This is a genomic window from Thermomonas alba (genome assembly GCF_022419205.1).
Lineage (GTDB): Bacteria > Pseudomonadota > Gammaproteobacteria > Xanthomonadales > Xanthomonadaceae > Thermomonas > Thermomonas alba.
Map to the genome: position 1 here is coordinate 114,712 of NZ_JAJOZU010000004.1, position 15,968 is coordinate 130,679.

The 15,968-nt window shown below is 70.3% G+C and carries 15 protein-coding genes and 1 tRNA gene; 6 read left to right on the top strand and 10 right to left on the bottom strand.

All coding sequences use genetic code 11. The features are described from left to right. Nucleotides 1-86: 86 nt before the first annotated feature. Nucleotides 87-3,842, top strand: coding sequence for a transcription-repair coupling factor (gene mfd, locus ML342_RS07425; protein WP_240126409.1), 3,756 nt, complete (start codon nt 87-89; stop codon nt 3,840-3,842). A 99-nt stretch (nt 3,843-3,941) separates the two neighbouring features. Here the strand turns inward: mfd and ychF are convergent, their stop codons facing one another. The 8 genes from ychF to ML342_RS07465 all read right to left on the bottom strand — a co-directional run bounded on the left by ychF (nt 3,942) and on the right by ML342_RS07465 (nt 10,925). Further along, the gene (gene ychF / locus ML342_RS07430; RefSeq protein WP_240126411.1) at nt 3,942-5,033 is read right to left on the bottom strand and encodes a redox-regulated ATPase YchF; all 1,092 of its coding nucleotides are present in this window, start codon (nt 5,031-5,033) and stop codon (nt 3,942-3,944) included. A gap of 49 nt (nt 5,034-5,082) precedes the next feature. Further along, complete coding sequence (gene pth / locus ML342_RS07435; RefSeq protein ID WP_240126412.1) at nt 5,083-5,667, bottom strand: aminoacyl-tRNA hydrolase; 585 nt, start codon at nt 5,665-5,667, stop codon at nt 5,083-5,085. A 63-nt stretch (nt 5,668-5,730) separates the two neighbouring features. Next, nucleotides 5,731-6,384, bottom strand: a complete 654-nt coding sequence (locus ML342_RS07440) for a 50S ribosomal protein L25/general stress protein Ctc (RefSeq protein WP_240126413.1) — start codon at nt 6,382-6,384, stop codon at nt 5,731-5,733. A gap of 109 nt (nt 6,385-6,493) precedes the next feature. Then, nucleotides 6,494-7,453 carry a ribose-phosphate diphosphokinase gene (locus tag ML342_RS07445; protein WP_240126415.1) on the bottom strand — a complete coding sequence of 320 codons (960 nt, stop codon included), beginning with the start codon at nt 7,451-7,453 and terminating at the stop codon, nt 6,494-6,496. 50 nt (nt 7,454-7,503) lie between these two features. Beyond that, nucleotides 7,504-7,579 (bottom strand) — tRNA-Gln (locus ML342_RS07450). A gap of 121 nt (nt 7,580-7,700) precedes the next feature. Further along, nucleotides 7,701-8,591, bottom strand: coding sequence for a 4-(cytidine 5'-diphospho)-2-C-methyl-D-erythritol kinase (gene ispE, locus ML342_RS07455; RefSeq protein WP_240126416.1), 891 nt, complete (start codon nt 8,589-8,591; stop codon nt 7,701-7,703). Next, complete coding sequence (gene lolB / locus ML342_RS07460; RefSeq protein ID WP_240126418.1) at nt 8,584-9,240, bottom strand: lipoprotein insertase outer membrane protein LolB; 657 nt, start codon at nt 9,238-9,240, stop codon at nt 8,584-8,586. Before lolB ends, ispE begins: the two co-directional genes overlap by 8 nt. Beyond that, nucleotides 9,237-10,925 (bottom strand): tetratricopeptide repeat protein, encoded by a 1,689-nt coding sequence (locus ML342_RS07465; RefSeq protein WP_240126634.1) that lies wholly within the window; start codon nt 10,923-10,925, stop codon nt 9,237-9,239. The genes lolB and ML342_RS07465 overlap by 4 nt, the downstream gene beginning before the upstream one ends. Nucleotides 10,926-11,012: 87 nt before the next feature. On the opposite strand from ML342_RS07465, the gene hemA reads away from it, so the two are divergent. The 5 genes from hemA (at nt 11,013) to ppk2 (ending at nt 15,096) form a co-directional block, all read left to right on the top strand. Beyond that, nucleotides 11,013-12,278 carry a glutamyl-tRNA reductase gene (gene hemA / locus ML342_RS07470; RefSeq protein ID WP_240126419.1) on the top strand — a complete coding sequence of 422 codons (1,266 nt, stop codon included), beginning with the start codon at nt 11,013-11,015 and terminating at the stop codon, nt 12,276-12,278. Then, nucleotides 12,275-13,360, top strand: coding sequence for a peptide chain release factor 1 (gene prfA / locus ML342_RS07475; RefSeq protein ID WP_240126420.1), 1,086 nt, complete (start codon nt 12,275-12,277; stop codon nt 13,358-13,360). Before hemA ends, prfA begins: the two co-directional genes overlap by 4 nt. 63 nt (nt 13,361-13,423) lie before the next feature. Then, nucleotides 13,424-13,882, top strand: a complete 459-nt coding sequence (locus ML342_RS07480; RefSeq protein ID WP_240126421.1) for a GNAT family N-acetyltransferase — start codon at nt 13,424-13,426, stop codon at nt 13,880-13,882. Nucleotides 13,883-13,945: 63 nt separating this feature from the next. After that, entirely contained in the window at nt 13,946-14,323 is a 378-nt protein-coding gene (locus ML342_RS07485; protein WP_240126423.1) for a helix-turn-helix domain-containing protein, read from the top strand. Continuing rightward, on the top strand, nt 14,320-15,096 hold the full coding sequence (ppk2, locus tag ML342_RS07490) for a polyphosphate kinase 2 (protein ID WP_240126424.1): 777 nt from the start codon (nt 14,320-14,322) through the stop codon (nt 15,094-15,096). Before ML342_RS07485 ends, ppk2 begins: the two co-directional genes overlap by 4 nt. A 13-nt stretch (nt 15,097-15,109) precedes the next feature. Here ppk2 and ML342_RS07495 read toward each other — a convergent pair whose 3' ends face one another. Next, nucleotides 15,110-15,385 carry an acylphosphatase gene (locus ML342_RS07495; RefSeq protein WP_240126425.1) on the bottom strand — a complete coding sequence of 92 codons (276 nt, stop codon included), beginning with the start codon at nt 15,383-15,385 and terminating at the stop codon, nt 15,110-15,112. Beyond that, on the bottom strand, nt 15,382-15,966 hold the full coding sequence (locus ML342_RS07500) for a TlpA family protein disulfide reductase (RefSeq protein WP_240126426.1): 585 nt from the start codon (nt 15,964-15,966) through the stop codon (nt 15,382-15,384). The genes ML342_RS07495 and ML342_RS07500 overlap by 4 nt, the downstream gene beginning before the upstream one ends. Between the last annotated feature and the right edge of the window lie 2 nt (nt 15,967-15,968).

Consider the following 15,968-nt stretch of genomic DNA (forward strand, 5'->3'; position numbering starts at 1 on the left):
GTCGCGCAGGCGGCTACAATCACGCCTGCATCCCCCACACCGATTCCGCGTTGGCGCGCCATGCGTCCGGCGCCCTTGCCCATTCGATGACCCGATCCCCGCTGCAGTTCCCGGTTCCTCTGCCCCGTCCCGGTCAGCAGCGTGCCTGGTGGCGCGCGCCGGCCAATGGCACCGCACTGGCATTTGCCGCGCTGGCCGCGGCGCGCCAGCATGCCGGGCCCGTGCTGCTGGTGGCGCGCGACAACCACGCCGCGCACCAGCTGGAAACCGACCTGCGCACCCTGAGCGGCGACGACCCTGCGCTGCCGGTGCTGGGCTTGCCTGATTGGGAAACCCTGCCCTACGACCGGTTCAGCCCGCACCCTGACATCACCAGCCAGCGCCTGGCCACGCTGACGCGCCTGCCAACGCTGACACATGGCCTGGTGGTGGTCGCAGCGGCCACCCTGATGCAGCGGCTGCCGCCGCGCCAGCATTTGCTCGGCAGCCGTTTCGACCTGCGCATCGGCCAGCGCCTGGACCTGGACGCGGAAAAACGGCGCCTGGAAGCGATCGGCTATCGGCACGTGCCGCAGGTGTACGACCCCGGCGATTTCGCGGTGCGTGGCGGCCTGCTGGACGTGTATCCGATGGGCGCGCAGACGCCCTTCCGGATCGAACTCTTGGATGACGAGATCGACAGCATCCGCCTGTTCGATCCCGAGAGCCAGCGCTCGCTGGAGCGGATCGATGCGATCGCGCTGCTGCCCGGGCGCGAGGTTCCGCTGGACGAGCCCCACGTGCGACGGGCGCTGGAAGCGCTGCGCGAGCGCTTCGACATCGACCTTCGGCGCAGTGCGCTGGTGCAGGACCTGAAGGCCGGACTGGCCCCAGCCGGGATCGAATACTACTTGCCCCTGTTTTTCGAGCCGGCACGTGAAGGCGGCGAGAGAACGCAGACGCTGTTCGACTATCTGCCGACCGCCACCTTGCCGCTGCTGGCAGCGGGCGCGCTGGACGCCGCCGAGCATGCCTGGGAGCAGATCGGCCTGCGCTACGAACAGCTGCGGCATGACCTCGAACGCCCGCTACTGCCGCCGGCCGAACTCTGGCTACCGCCGGACGCGCTGCGCGAGCGGCTCAATCGCGGCGCGCGCATCGAGATCTGCGCCGCTGACCATCCGCGCCATGGCGATGCCCATGCGCTGCCGCTCGCCCCTGCGCCGACGCTGCCCATCGGCCATCGCGAGCTGCCGGCCGGCCAGGCCCTGCGCGACTTTCTCGCCGCCTATCCCGGGCGCGTGCTGGTGGCGGCCGATTCGCCAGGCCGCCGCGAAGCGCTGCTGGAAATATTGCGGACAGCCGGCCTGCAGCCACATGTGCTGCCTGACATCGCGCATTTCCTGGACTGCGCGCCGGGGCCGATGGCCGCATCACCGGCTCGCCCCGCGCCTTCCGCCACCGCAGGCGGGCCGGGGCATGCGGACGCACCAAGCGAGTTTCGGGGAGCGACTGCGGCCGCATCACCGGCTCGCCCCGCGCCTTCCGCCACCGCAGGCGGGCCGGGGCATGCGGACGCACCAAGCGAGTTTCGGGGAGCGACTGCGGCCGCATCACCGGCTCGCCCCGCGCCTTCCGCCACCGCAGGCGGGCCAGGGGCGGCGGATGCATCCCAGACCTGCCTGCCTGGATTCGCGATCACCGTCGCCCCGCTGGACGATGGTTTCGCGCTGACGTCGCCCGCACTGTGCGTGCTCACCGAGCGCCAGCTGTTCCCAGAGCGCGCCAGCCAGCCGCGCCGACGCAAACGCGCCGGGCGCGAGCCGGAGGCAATCATCCGCGATCTGGGCGAGCTGACCGAGGGCGCGCCGATCGTGCACGAGGATCACGGCGTCGGCCGCTACCGCGGACTGGTGACGATGGACGTGGGCGGCCTGCCGGGCGAGTTCCTCGAAATCGAATACGCCAAAGGCGACCGCCTGTATGTGCCGGTGGCGCAGCTGGACCGCATCAGCCGCTATTCCGGCGCCAGCCCGGATACCGCGCCGCTGCACAGCCTGGGCGGCGAGCAGTGGACCAAGGCGAAGCGAAAAGCGGCCGAGAAGGTGCGCGACGTCGCCGCCGAGCTGCTGGAGATCCAGGCCCGACGGCAGGCTCGCCAGGGACTCGCGATTGCAATCGATCGCGCCATGTACGAACCGTTCGCGGCCAGCTTTCCGTTCGAGGAAACCCCCGACCAGCTCGCGGCCATCGAAGCAGTGCTGCGCGATCTGCAATCCAGCCTGCCGATGGACCGGGTGGTGTGCGGCGACGTCGGCTTCGGCAAGACCGAAGTGGCGGTGCGCGCCGCCTTCGCCACCGCCAGCGCGGGCAAGCAGGTCGCGGTGCTGGTGCCCACCACCCTGCTGGCCGAGCAGCACTACCGTAACTTCCGCGACCGCTTCGCCGACTGGCCGCTGCGGGTGGAGGTGCTGTCGCGCTTCAAGTCGAAGAAGGAGATCGAGGCCGAGTTGCAGAAGCTGGCCGAGGGCAAGCTCGACGTGATCGTGGGCACCCACCGCCTGCTGCAGCCGGACGTGAAGTTCGCCGACCTCGGCCTGGTCATCGTGGACGAGGAGCAGCGCTTCGGCGTGCGCCAGAAGGAAGCGCTGAAGAAGCTGCGCGCCAACGTGCACCTGCTCACGCTGACCGCCACCCCGATCCCGCGCACGCTGAACATGGCGATGAGCGGCCTGCGCGATCTTTCCATCATCGCCACCCCGCCGGCCAACCGGCTGGCGGTGCAGACCTTCGTCCACGCCTGGGACGATGCCTTGCTGCGCGAGGCGTTCCAGCGCGAGCTGGGCCGCGGCGGCCAGGTGTACTTCCTGCACAACGACGTGGAGAGCATCGGGCGCATGCACGACCAACTGCAGGCGCTGGTGCCGGAGGCACGCATCGGCATCGCCCACGGCCAGATGCCGGAACGCGAGCTGGAGCGGGTGATGCTGGACTTCCACAAGCAGCGCTTCAACGTGCTGCTGTGCACCACCATCATCGAATCCGGGATCGACATCCCCAACGCCAACACCATCATCATCCACCGCGCCGACAAGTTCGGCCTGGCCCAGCTGCACCAGCTGCGCGGGCGCGTCGGCCGCAGCCACCACCGCGCCTACGCCTACCTCTTGATCCCCGACCGCCGCAGCATCACCGAGGATGCGCGCAAGCGGCTGGATGCGATCAGCTCAATGGACGAACTGGGCGCCGGCTTCACCCTGGCCACCCACGACCTGGAAATCCGCGGCGCCGGCGAACTGCTGGGCGAAGAGCAGTCGGGGCAGATGGCCGAGGTCGGCTTCAGCCTGTATACCGAACTATTGGAACGCGCGGTGCGCAGTATCAAGCAGGGCAAGCTGCCCGACCTGGATGCTGACGAGCGTCACGGCGCCGACGTTGACCTGCACATTCCTGCGCTGATCCCGGACGACTACCTGCCCGATCCGCACACCCGCCTGACGCTGTACAAGCGCATCAGCGCCGCCCGCGACGAGGCCGCGCTGCGCGAGCTGCAGGTGGAGATGATCGACCGCTTCGGCCTGCTGCCCGACCCCGTCAAGCATCTGTTCGCGCTGGCGGAACTGAAGCTGGCCGCGACCCGGCTCGGCATCCGCAAGCTCGACCTCGGCGCCAGCGGCGGCCGCATCCAGTTCGTGGAAAAGCCCAACGTCGATCCGATGGCGGTGATTCGCCTGATCCAGGGTCAGCCCAAGCATTACCGCATGGACGGCCCGGACAGACTACGCATCAGCCTCGACCTGCCGGAGCCGGCGGCGCGCCTGCAGGCCGCGCGCGGACTGCTGACCGCGCTGCATCCCGCTTGACCTGCCACGCGCGGATGACGGCGGGCATCCCCTGGCAGCAGCGGCAGGAGGCGAAGCGCGCATCGCGTCGGCACGCCGCCGCGCCGGCAGGCGGCGCTCTCAGACGTTGAAGCGGAAGTGCAGGATATCGCCTTCCTGCACCCGATAGTCCTTGCCTTCCAGGCGCAGACGACCCGCATCGCGCGCCCCGGCCTCGCCGCGATAGCGGATGAAATCCTCATAAGCGATGGTTTCGGCGCGGATGAAGCCTTTCTCGAAGTCGGAATGGATCACCCCCGCCGCCTGCGGCGCGGTGGCGCCGGCCTTGACCGTCCACGCGCGCACTTCCTTCACGCCGGCAGTGAAGTAGGTCTGCAGCCCCAGCAGCTTGTAGGCGGCGCGGATCACCCGGTTCAGGCCCGGCTCGTCCAGCCCGAGGTCGGCCAGGAAGGCATCACGGTCGGCCTCGTCCAGCTGGCTCAGCTCTTCCTCGATCGCCGCGCACACCGGCACCACCTCGGCGCCCTCGCTGGCCGCATGCGCGCGCACCGCATCCAGGTGCGGATTGTTCGTGAAACCGTCTTCCAGCACGTTGGCCACGTACATCACCGGCTTCATGGTGAGCAGGAACAGCTCGCGCACCGACGCGCGCTGCTCCTCGTCCAGCGCGACCGTGCGCGCGGCCTTGCCCGCATCGAGCGCCGTGCGCAAGCGCCCCAGCACCTCGATCTTCGCCTTGGCGTCCTTGTCGCCGCTCTTGGCCACGCGCTCATAGCGGGCGATCGCCTTGTCCACCGTTTCCAGATCGGCCAGCGCCAGCTCGGTGTCGATGGTCTCGATATCGGCGATCGGATCGACCCGGCCCGCGACATGGATCACGTCGGGATGCTCGAAGCAACGCACCACGTGGCAGATCGCGTCCACCTCGCGGATGTGCGCCAGGAACTTGTTCCCCAGCCCTTCACCGCTGGCTGCGCCGGCGACCAGACCCGCGATGTCCACGAACTCGACCGCGGTCGGCACCACCTTCTGCGGCTTGACGATTTCGGCCAGCGCGTTGAGCCGTGGATCCGGCACCGGCACCACGCCGACGTTCGGTTCGATCGTGCAGAACGGAAAGTTGGCCGCGGCGATGCCGGCCTTGGTCAGCGCGTTGAACAGGGTGGACTTGCCGACGTTCGGCAGGCCGACGATGCCGCATTTGATGCCCATGATGCCTCTTGCTCGGTTGCCGCGCCGACCACTCGCCGGCGCGATGATGTCATGGCGAGCGCGGCGTATGCAGCCGCGTCATCGCCTCCATGAACTGGCCCTGCACCGCCAGCGGCAGCACCTCGGCCGCATTTCCGATCGCGCGCAGGATCAGCGCCTCGTCGGCTGCGCCCGGACGTCCGAGCACCCACGGCGTCACCCGATCCTTGTGCCCGGGGTGGCCGATGCCGATGCGCAGGCGGTGGAACTTGCCGTGCCCCAGCAGGCGGATGATGTCGCGCAGGCCGTTCTGGCCGCCATGGCCGCCATCGAACTTCAGCCGCGCCACGCCCGGAGGCAGGTCGAGCTCGTCGTGCACGACCAGCATTTCCTCCGGCGCGATCTTCCAGTAGCGCAGCGCGGCAGCGACCGACTTGCCGCTGGCGTTCATGAACGTCGCCGGGCGCAGCAGCCACACCGGCAGGCCGGCGATGTCCAGCTTCGCAGTCTCGCCGTACAGCTTGCTTTCCAGCCCGAAGCGCGCGCCGGCGGCCTGCGCCAGCGCGTCAATAAACCAGAACCCGGCGTTGTGCCGGGTTCGAAGATACTCGGCACCGGGGTTGCCCAGCCCGACGATGAGGCGAAGACCAGCCATCGCAGCTCTGCCGACGCATCCTCCGGCGACGGCCTGGCCGCGCGCCGGAGGATGCCTCCAGGCTTACTTGTCGTCCTTCTTGGCCGCCTTGGTGGCCGGCACGTCGGCCGCCGCCGGGGTCGCCTCGTCCGCCACTTCTTCCTTGGCGTGCTTGGCGATGACCACGGCCACGTCGTGCTCCTTGCCCAGCTTCAGCGCCGGCAGCTCGACACCGGCCGGCAGCTTGAGGTCGGACAGATGCACCACGGCGCCCACGGCCAGGTCGGCCAGATCAACCTCGATCGCCTCCGGCAGATCCTTCGGCAGGCAGCTGACTTCCACTTCGGTCAGCTCGTGGGTGATGACCACGCCGCTGGTCTTGCCCGCCGGCGACTTCTCCTGGTTCAGGAAGTGCAGCGGCACCCTGGCGCGCAGCGTCTGGCTGGCGTCCACGCGCTGGAAATCCAGGTGCAGGATCAGCTGCTTGTAGGGATGACGCTGCATGTCGCGCAGCAGGACCTGCTCGACCTTGCCGTCGATGTCCAGGTTCAGGATCGAGGAATAAAACCATTCGTGCTGGCTGGCCTGCCAGATCTTCTCGTGCTCGAGCTGAATGGGCTGAGGAGCGGACTTGCCGCCATAGACGATCGCCGGGATCGCCGCGGAACGACGCAGGCGGCGGCTCGCACCCTTCCCTGCGACATTGCGGCCGGTGGCCTGGAGAGTATGTTCGGACATGGAATGACTCACTTTTCGTTGCGATGGAGCCGCCTCGCGGCGGCAAAGACACTCACCCGCGACCAGGTGAGTGGGTGTCCCGCCGGCGAACCGGCGGCACGAAGGGGGGTCAGTCGACGTACAGCGAACTGACCGATTCGCCAAACGCCATGCGGCGGATGGTCTCGGCCAACAGTTCGGCCACGCTGAGCTGACGAATCCTGCCGCAGGCGCGCGCCGCTTCCGACAGCGCGATGGTGTCGGTGACGACCAGTTCGTCCAGCGACGAGCGGTTGATGTTTTCGATGGCCGCGCCCGACAGCACCGGATGCACGCAGTAGGCAACCACCTTGCGCGCGCCGCGCTCCTTGAGCGCATTGGCGGCGGCGCACAGGGTGCCGGCGGTGTCGACGATGTCATCCACCAGCACGCAGGTCTTGCCCTCGACGTCGCCGATGATGTTCATCACCGTGGCTACGTTGGCCTTCGGGCGACGCTTGTCGATGATGGCCAACTCGGCATCGTCCAGGCGCTTGGCGATCGCACGCGCGCGCACCACGCCACCGACGTCGGGCGACACCACGATCACGCCTTCGGTGCCATGCACGCGCCAAATGTCCGCCAGCAGCAGCGGCGAGGCGTAGACGTTGTCCACCGGGATGTCGAAGAAGCCCTGGATCTGGTCGGCGTGCAGATCCACGGTCAGCACGCGGTCGGTATCCACCGCGCCAAACATCTTGGCGGCGACCTTGGCGGTGATCGGCACCCGCGCCGAGCGCGGGCGGCGGTCCTGACGGGCATAGCCGAAGTACGGCACCACAGCCGTCACCCGATCGGCCGATGCGCGCTTGAGCGCATCGATCAGCACCAGCAGCTCCATGAAGTTCTCGGCCGTCGGCGCGCAGGTCGGCTGAATGACGAATACCTCCTGCCCGCGCACGCTCTCCTCGATTTCGACCTGCACCTCACCATCGGAGAAGCGGCCGACCAGCGCCTTGCCCTGCCGCACGCCGAGTTCGCGGCACACGGCCTGCGCCAATGCGCGATTGGCATTGCCCGAGAAAACCAGCAAGTTGGGTTTGTCCTGCATGGCGATGACCGCGTCGAATGGCAAAGAAGGTGAGCGTGACGGGTTGAATCTGGCAGGGGCGGAAGGATTCGAACCTACGCATGCCGGGATCAAAACCCGGTGCCTTAACCACTTGGCGACGCCCCTAAGGAAGGCCTGAACAACGCCATCCAGGCGTTGTCAGCCCACGCCGAGTCCGGTATGGGCCCGGACTCGGCTCACACGGCCTCCATGGCCGGCGGAAACCTCTGAGTTGAACAGAGGCTCCCTAAACTCGTCCCACCGCCTCCAGCAGTGGGGATCGCTCCGCGCCGCGCGCCAGCCAGGCGTTCATGCCTGGCGGGAGCGCCGCCAACGCTGCTTCCGCAGAATCGCGATCGGCGAATTCCAGGAAGCAGCCGCTGCCGGAGCCGGTCAAACGCGGTTGTCCGACCCGCGCCAGCACCGCGAACGCCGCTTCGACGGCAGGCTCGCGGCGGCGCAGTACCGGCTCGAACGCGTTGCCGCGCACGTGCCCGGAAACGAAGTCCAGTATTTTCGCGGGCTTGGCATTCTTCGTCAAATCGGGCGACTGAAACAGCGCGGCGGTGGCGGCGTGCACGCCGGGGTGCACCAGCACGTACCAGGCCGCCGGCAAGTCGATCGGCGTCAGCCTCTCGCCCACGCCCTCCGCCCAGGCGTTGCGACCACGCACGAACACCGGCACGTCGGCCCCCAACCGCAGGCCCAGCGCGGCCAGCCGGTCCTCGCCCAAGTGCAATCCCCAGAGCCGGTTCAGCGCCACCAGCACGCTGGCGGCATCGGACGAGCCGCCACCGAAGCCGCCCCCCATCGGAATGCGCTTTTCGATGCCGATCTCCACACCATTCGCGCAGTTTGCATCTTTTTGCAGCAGATACGCGGCACGCAGCAGGAGGTCGTCGATCTCCGCCACGCCGGGCACGCCGGCATCGGCGCGCACGATGCGGCCGTCCGTGCGCGGGCGCAGGAACACGGTATCGCCCCACTCGAGCAGGCGGAACACCGTCTGCAGTTCGTGATAGCCATCGGGGCGGCGGCCGGTGATGTGCAGGAACAGGTTCAGCTTGGCCGGCGCCGGCCAGGCACTCCAGCCCTCTGCCGCCGGGAAAGCCGCCGTGCCGGCCATCCACTCATTCATCCGCGCCTTCCTCCCAGGCCTCCACTACCAGCCGCACCCGATCCTCGCCGCGGCGGAGCTCGATTCGGGTCGGCAATGCCGGCACGCGATCCGATCCGGCCGCCCAGGCGGTGTAATCGACCACCCAGCCGGCCTGCATGATCCGCTGCGGCAGCAGGTCGGGCGCATAGGTGATCCGCGCCGGACCGAAGGCGGCCTGCGGCGCCTGCGCGCCACGCAGCCAGCAGCCGAGCGCGCCCAGCGGGATCTCCATGCCCGTGGCATCACGCAGCAGACGCGCGGCCTCGGCATCCCGCCGCGGCCCACCCTCGAGCCCGCGCAGGGTGGCGCCGCCGGCATCCACGTCCAGCGCCCAGCCCTGGCGGGTCACCGGGGCCGCCAGCTGCAGATGCAGCTGGCCTGCGCCCTGCGACCAGTCGAGCCGGCCACTACCACCCTGGCGCCCGCTGGCCAGGGCCACCCGCGCCGTCAATCGCCAGGCGGGCGTTGTGCAATCGCCGCCGTCGTCCAGGCCCAGGGCCTGCAGGCGCCGGCGCTGGGCGGCCGCGCCCGTGTCCGCATCGCCCGCCGGCGCCGCCGGAGGCGGCAGCGATGCGCAGCCGGCCAATCCCAGCAGCGCCGTCAGCGCCATGCACCTCTGCCATCTCACGCGCCGGTCTCCCGCAGCGCGCGCTGCAGAGCGCGGTTGTTCGGATCGAGCTTGCGCGCCTCGTCGAAATAACGGCGCGCCTCGTCCCTGCGCCCCAGTACCCACAGCACCTGGCCAAGATGGCTGGCGATGTCCGGATCCTTCTGCAGGGCATAGGCGCGGCGCAGCTGCTCCAGCGCTTCGCGCGGCTTGCCCAGCTTGAACAGCACCCAGCCGTAGCTGTCGATGATGGCGGCGTTGCCGGGATCGGCCACACGCGCGCGGTCGATCAACTCCAGCGCCTCGCGGTAGCGGTTGGTGCGGTCGGCCAGGGTGTAGCCGAGCGCGTTCAGCGCGGCCACGTTGTCCGGCGCGATCACCAGTATCCGGCGCAGGTCGGCCTCGGCGCGATCGATTTGGTCTTGCCGCTCCCACATCAGGGCGCGCGCATACAGCAGCTCGAGGTTGTCGGGAAACGCCGCCAGCCCGCGCGCGTAGGCATCCCGCTCAGCGGCGACGTCACCATCTTTCTGCCGCAGCTCGGCCTCCAGCAGATAGCCGTCGCGGCGCGCCGTATCGTCGAGGCTGGCATCCGACTGCAACGCACGCGCCTCCGCGTAAGCCTGCGCCTTCTGCCCCATCGCATGCCGCACGCCGACCGCGCGCAGCCGCGCCAGCGCCTGCGCGCGGCTGCCCGGCACGCTGGCATACCACGCCAGCGCCTCGTCATAGCGCTGCAGCAGCTCGGCCACCTGGCCCAGCAGCAGGCGACGCATCGGGTTGGGCTGGGTGGCACCGGATTTGAGCTCGGCATACAGCGCCGCCAGCGCCTCTTTGTCGCCCAGTGCATCCAACAGATCGGCACGCCGCGCATAGGTAGAGTCGTCCTGCGGGCCGGACGCCAGTACCTGCGCGGCGCGCGCGGCATCGCCCAGGGCCTCGTATTCGCTGGCCAGGCTGCTGCGCAGGGCGGTCGATTGCCAGGCCAGCGCCGGCACTGCATCCAGCACTGCATGCGCCTGCTCCACTGCGCCCGCCTCACGCAACCATTGCGCACGCAGCAGGGCCACCTGCGGCTCATTCGGAAACCGCGCCACCAGCTGGGCGATGATGCGATCGACCAGCTTGGGCTGCTCCAGGCGCTGCGCCAACCCGCCGAATGCCAGCCAGGCCTGCAGCTGCGCCGGCAGCTCGCCGCGCGCGACGATCTCCTCCAGCATCGCCACCACCAGCGGCTGCCGCTGCCCGATGGCACCGGTGAGCGCGGCCAGCGCGGCCTGCCAGCCATCCGGAGCAGTCAGCAGCTGCCGCAGCTCACGTCGCGCCGTGGATTTTTTCCCGGCACGCAAGGCCAAGGTGGCGGCCAGCATGTGCCGGGTCTGGCTGTCCTGCGGCTGCAGCTGACGCCAGGCCGCCAGCGCCTCGGCGGCGAGCGCGTCGCGATCGGCCAGCAGCGCGATGCGGGTGGCGCGCTCGGCCAGCACTGGGTCGGCGGCCGCTCGCGCAGCGGCCAGATAATCACGCGCCGCCTCTGCCAGCAAGCCGCTTTGCAGCGCGAACTCGCCGGCCATGCTGGCCTCCAGCGGGTCCACTCGCGCTGCCTGTGCGCCCGGCTCGGAAATCGGCACGGCCCGTGCAGGCGCGCCGCAGGCCAGCGCCAACAACAGAATGGACAGGCGCAAGCCAGAGCAGAACGGTATGGGCATGGACACGGCGGCTACAATGATCGGTCGGGCCCGCAGCTTAGCGCAGGCGCCTGAACGAGTCCTCCCGCGTCCACGCCATCCCCGCCCATGCCCCTGCTCGCCCTCGGCATCAACCACCAGACCGCGCCGGTCGCCCTGCGCGAACGGGTGGCGTTCGGCGCGGAAGCGCTGCCGTCGGCGCTGCAGGCCCTGCGCGCGGTGGACGGCGTACGCGAAGCGGTGCTGCTGTCCACCTGCAACCGCACCGAGCTGTACGCGCGCGTCGATGGCGACGATACGGCGCTGGCCGACTGGCTGGCGCGCCACCCCGATGCGGGCGAAGACCTGCACGCCTATCTGTACCGCCATCGCGACGGCGACGCCGTGCGCCACCTGTTCCGGGTCGCCAGCGGGCTGGACTCGCTGGTGCTGGGCGAGCCGCAGATCCTGGGCCAGGTCAAGCAGGCGTGGAGCGCCGCGCGCGCCGCCGGCACTCTGGGCGGCCCGCTCGACCGCATGTTCCAGCATGCCTTCGCCACCGCCAAGCGCGCCCGCACCGACACCCGCATCGGCGCCCATCCGGTTTCGGTGGCATCGGTGGCGGTCCGCCTGGCGGAGGAAAACTTCGCGCGCCTGGACGAATCCTGCGTGCTGCTGATCGGCGCCGGCGAGACCATCGAGCTGGCCGCCCGCCACCTCGCCGAGGCGCGCGTGCAGCGACTGCTGATCGCCAACCGCACCCTCGCCCATGCGCAGGCGCTGGCCAGCCGCCACGGCGGGATCGCGCTGCCGCTGGAGGAACTCGACCGGCACCTGGCCGAGGCCGACATCGTGATCTCGGCCACCGCCAGCCGCACTCCGATCCTGCACCGCGAGCAGGTCGAGCACGCGCTGCGCCAGCGCCGGCACCGGCCGATGCTGCTGATCGACCTGGCGGTGCCGCGCGACATCGCGCAGGACGTGTCCGGGCTGCGCGATGTGTTTCTGTACACCGTGGACGACCTGCAGCGCGCGATCGAAGACAACCGCCGCAGCCGGCGCGAAGCCGCGCAGCAGGCGGAGGCGATCATCGAGGTGCAGGCGGCCCGCTTCATGGAAGCCTGGCAGGCCAGCGCCCGCCAACAGCCCCTGCTGCAGCTGCGCGCGCACGGCGAGGCGGCGCGCGCAGAAGCGCTGGCCAAGGCGCGCGCCCAGCTCGCCGCCGGGCTGCCGCCGGAGCAGGCCCTGGAGCTGCTGGCACACACCCTGACCAACCGCCTGCTGCATGCGCCCACCGTGGCCCTGCGCGAAGCCGCGCGCAGCGGCGACACGGAGCTGGCGCGCGCCGCGGCCCGGCTGTTCCCGCCCGCAGACGGCGGCGACGAACGCACATGACCCCCGCCCTGCGCCGCAAACTCGAAGCGCTGCGGGAACGCCGCGAGGAGCTCGAACGCCTGCTGGCAGACCCGGCCGTGGCTGCCGATCCCGCCCGCTTTCGCAGCCTTTCGCGTGAGTTCGCGCGGCTGCAGCCCTTGGCCGATGCGCTGGCGGCGGAGACGCGCGCGCGCGCCGACCTCGAAGCCGCGCTGGCGCTGCGCGAGGATCCAGAGCTGCGCGCGCTGGCCGACGACGAAATCGCCGCCGCCAGTGCGCGCCTGCAGCACCTGGAACGCGAGCTGCTGGCGCAGCTGGTGCCGAAGGATGCGCGCGACGATGGCGGGCTGTACCTGGAAGTGCGCGCCGGCACCGGCGGCGACGAGGCGGCGATCTTCGCCGGCGACCTGTTCCGCATGTATTCGCGCTATGCGGAAGCGCGCGGCTGGCGGGTCGAGGTCGAATCGGCCAATCCCGGCGAGCACGGCGGCTACAAGGAGATCATCGCGCGCATCGAGGGCGAAGGGGCCTATGCGCGATTGAAGTACGAAGCCGGCACCCACCGCGTGCAGCGGGTGCCGGCCACCGAATCGCAGGGCCGTATCCACACATCCGCCGCCACCGTCGCGGTAATCGCGCTGGAGCCGGGCGAGATCGACATCAGCCTCGATCCGGGGGATCTGAAAATCGACACCTTCCGCAGCTCCGGGGCCGGCGGCCAGCACGTCAACAAGACCGAATCGGCGATCCGCATCACCCATCTGCCCACCGGGCTGGTGGTGGAGTCGCAGACCGAGCGCAGCCAGCACGCCAACCGCGACAAAGCCCTGAAACGCCTCAAGGCAATGCTGGTGGAGGCCGAGCAGGAAAAGCGCGCGGCCGCTACCGCTGCCGATCGCAAGCTGCAGGTCGGCAGCGGTGACCGCAGCCAGCGCATCCGCACCTACAACTTCCCGCAGGGCCGGATCACCGACCACCGGGTGGAGGGCCTGACCCTGTACGATCTCCCCGGCATCCTCGACGGCGACCTGGATCCGCTGATCGATCGCCTGCAGCAGGAGCAGCAGGCCGAAGCGCTGGCACGCCTGGCGCGCGAGGCCTGACCCAGCGCCCCAAGGTGTCCATCCCGGCCCGTCCGCGCGATATCCATTCCACATGAGGTTGCCATGCCGCTTGCCATCGTCCGCGCCGGCCCCGCCGATCTCGACGATCTCGCCGTCCTGTTCGACGCCTACCGCCAGTTCTACGGCCAGCCGGCCGACCTGACGCGCGCCCGCGACTGGCTGCGCAGCCGCCTGCGCCTGGGCGAGGCGGTGGCGCTGCTGGCCCGCCGCGACGGCGCGGCGGTCGGCTTCGCCCAGCTCTACCCCATGTTTTCCTCGGTGCGTACGGCGCGCCTGTGGATCCTGAACGATCTATACGTCGCCGCGGACGCGCGCCGCAGCGGGGTGGGCCGCGCCCTGCTGGATTCCGCCGCCGCGTTCGCCCGCAGCGATGGCGCCGCCGCCATCGCGCTGGAGACCGCGCGCGACAACCATGCCGCACGCGCGCTGTACCGCGCCGCCGGCTGGCGCGAAGACGCCACCCAGTGGTACTCGCTGGTGTTTCCCGCCGCCGGCCGCTGAGCGGATGCACGCGCATCGCCGCCGACCTACACTGCTGGCATCGTCCATGCCGAGGGCCTGCCGATGCCGATCGATGCCACCCTGCGCCTGCTCAGCAAGGCCCGCGGCCTGAGCGTGACCGACATCGCCGCCGCGATCCCGCGCGCCGGGATCGACACCGTCAACGCCTGGCTGAAGGGCGAGAAGCTGCCGGGGCGCGATCAGGCCGAAGCGCTGGCGCGCGCGCTGGGCGTGCCGGCCGGCGCGCTGCTGGCGGAGCTGGCGCAGACCTTAGACCCGGCACGCACCCGCGGCGAACACCAGCTGCTGGCCGCCTACCGTGCGCTGACTCCACGCCAGCAGGGCGCGCTGCTGGAGCTGGCGCGCGGCCTGGCCGCCAACGCCAAACCGGGCGATGGCGCCCCCCGCAAGCCTGCGCCGCGGCGCAGGAAGCCGGCATGAAGCCCCTCAAGCGCAAGGCCTACGAGGCAGCGCTGGAGCCGATGCTGCTCGAGCTGGATGCGGCCGCGCGCTGGGTGAGGCACGCCGGCCAGCGCCTGCTGGTGCTGTTCGAAGGCCGCGATACCGCCGGTAAAGGCGGCGCGATCAAGGCCATCAGCCAGCATCTGGACACCCGCCAGTTCCGGGTGGTGGCGCTGCCCAAGCCGACCGAACGCGAAAGCACCCAGTGGTATTTCCAGCGCTACGTTCCACACCTGCCCGCCGCGGGCGAGATCGTGCTGATGGATCGCAGCTGGTACAACCGCGCCGGGGTCGAGCAGGTGATGGGCTATGCCAGTCCGGCGCAGGTCGCCGCTTTCCTACAACAAGCGCCAGTGTTCGAGAAGCTGCTGGTGGACGATGGCATCCTGCTGTTCAAGTACTGGCTGACCTGCGACCAGGCCGAGCAGGAAGCGCGCCTGGCCGAACGCCGCGCCGATCCGCTCAAGCGCTGGAAGCTCTCGCCGGTGGATCTGGCCGCACGCGCCCGCTACCGCGACTACACCCGCGCGCGCGAGGCCATGCTCGCCGCCACCCATACCCGGCATGCGCCGTGGACGCTGGTGGATTTCAACGACCAGCGCCGCGGGCGCCTGACCCTGATCCGCCACCTGCTCGATCATCTGCCCGCCACCGACGTGCCCGAGCCGGTGTTCGAGCTGCCGCCGCTGCGCGGCAAGCCCGCGCGCGAACGCTTCGGGCGCCTGCGCCCGATTCCGCCATTCCCGGTCTGAAGACGGCTGCCCGTCAGCCCGTGATGAAGCCGCTCACGGATGGCACCACCGCCAGCTCGATGCGCTCGACGGCAGTCACCTGTGCCAGCGGCGGCCCCCGCCACAGCCAGCGCTCCAGCACCTCGAGCGCCTGCGGCGCGCCCACCGCCAGCACCTCGACCCGACCATCGGCCAGGTTGCGGGCATGCCCGCAGATCCCCAGCTGCAGCGCCTGCGCGCGCGTGCTGGCGCGGTAATGCACTCCCTGCACCCGGCCCGAAACGAAGAAGCGCGCGGCGGCCTGGGTCATGTCCCCTCCGCGTTCGGGGCTTTCGGGCCGCCACTGGCGGCGATGTCGTCTTCGATCATGCGCGCGGTCACTGGCCCGGTGTACTTGCGCGCCACCCGGCCATCGGGCGCGATCAGCCAGGTGGTCGGCAGCCCGCGCGGCGCACCGAAGTCACGCGGCGGGTCGTACACGTCCACCTGCGCCACCGGGTACACCACCGGATGCTTGGCGAGGAAGGCGCGCAGGGCCGCTGCGTCGGTGTCCTCGTAGGCCAGCCCGATCACCGCGATGTGCGGGCGCATCGCCGCCAGCGCCGACAGCTCGGGCATCTCCTTCAGGCACGGCCCGCACCAGGTCGCCCAGTAGTTGACCAGCACCCACTTGCCGCGCTGCGCGGCGAGGTCGTAGGCCGCGCCGTCCAGGGTGGTGACGCGCAACTGCGGGCGCTGCGCGGGCGCGGCATCCCCCGCCACCGCCGCGGGTGCGGATGGCGCTGCCGCAGGCGCGGCGGCGGGTGCGGACGCGGCCGGCGGCTGCGGCGCGCGCGAACAGGCCGCCAGCAGCAGCGGCAGCAGGACCAGCGAAAGACGGGGGACGGACATCG

What these genes read in the sequence shown, in the direction of transcription:
- hemA (WP_240126419.1), top strand. Translation starts at nt 11,013, where the DNA reads ATGCCCCTGCTCGCCCTCGGCATCAACCACCAGACCGCGCCGGTCGCC.
- ML342_RS07495 (WP_240126425.1), bottom strand. Translation starts at nt 15,385, where the DNA reads ATGACCCAGGCCGCCGCGCGCTTCTTCGTTTCGGGCCGGGTGCAGGGA.
- prfA (WP_240126420.1), top strand. Translation starts at nt 12,275, where the DNA reads ATGACCCCCGCCCTGCGCCGCAAACTCGAAGCGCTGCGGGAACGCCGC.
- ychF (WP_240126411.1), bottom strand. Translation starts at nt 5,033, where the DNA reads ATGGGCATCAAATGCGGCATCGTCGGCCTGCCGAACGTCGGCAAGTCC.
- ML342_RS07465 (WP_240126634.1), bottom strand. Translation starts at nt 10,925, where the DNA reads ATGCCCATACCGTTCTGCTCTGGCTTGCGCCTGTCCATTCTGTTGTTG.
- ML342_RS07485 (WP_240126423.1), top strand. Translation starts at nt 13,946, where the DNA reads ATGCCGATCGATGCCACCCTGCGCCTGCTCAGCAAGGCCCGCGGCCTG.
- ML342_RS07440 (WP_240126413.1), bottom strand. Translation starts at nt 6,384, where the DNA reads ATGTCCGAACATACTCTCCAGGCCACCGGCCGCAATGTCGCAGGGAAG.
- ML342_RS07480 (WP_240126421.1), top strand. Translation starts at nt 13,424, where the DNA reads ATGCCGCTTGCCATCGTCCGCGCCGGCCCCGCCGATCTCGACGATCTC.
- ispE (WP_240126416.1), bottom strand. Translation starts at nt 8,591, where the DNA reads ATGAATGAGTGGATGGCCGGCACGGCGGCTTTCCCGGCGGCAGAGGGC.
- ML342_RS07445 (WP_240126415.1), bottom strand. Translation starts at nt 7,453, where the DNA reads ATGCAGGACAAACCCAACTTGCTGGTTTTCTCGGGCAATGCCAATCGC.
- ppk2 (WP_240126424.1), top strand. Translation starts at nt 14,320, where the DNA reads ATGAAGCCCCTCAAGCGCAAGGCCTACGAGGCAGCGCTGGAGCCGATG.
- pth (WP_240126412.1), bottom strand. Translation starts at nt 5,667, where the DNA reads ATGGCTGGTCTTCGCCTCATCGTCGGGCTGGGCAACCCCGGTGCCGAG.
- mfd (WP_240126409.1), top strand. Translation starts at nt 87, where the DNA reads ATGACCCGATCCCCGCTGCAGTTCCCGGTTCCTCTGCCCCGTCCCGGT.
- ML342_RS07500 (WP_240126426.1), bottom strand. Translation starts at nt 15,966, where the DNA reads ATGTCCGTCCCCCGTCTTTCGCTGGTCCTGCTGCCGCTGCTGCTGGCG.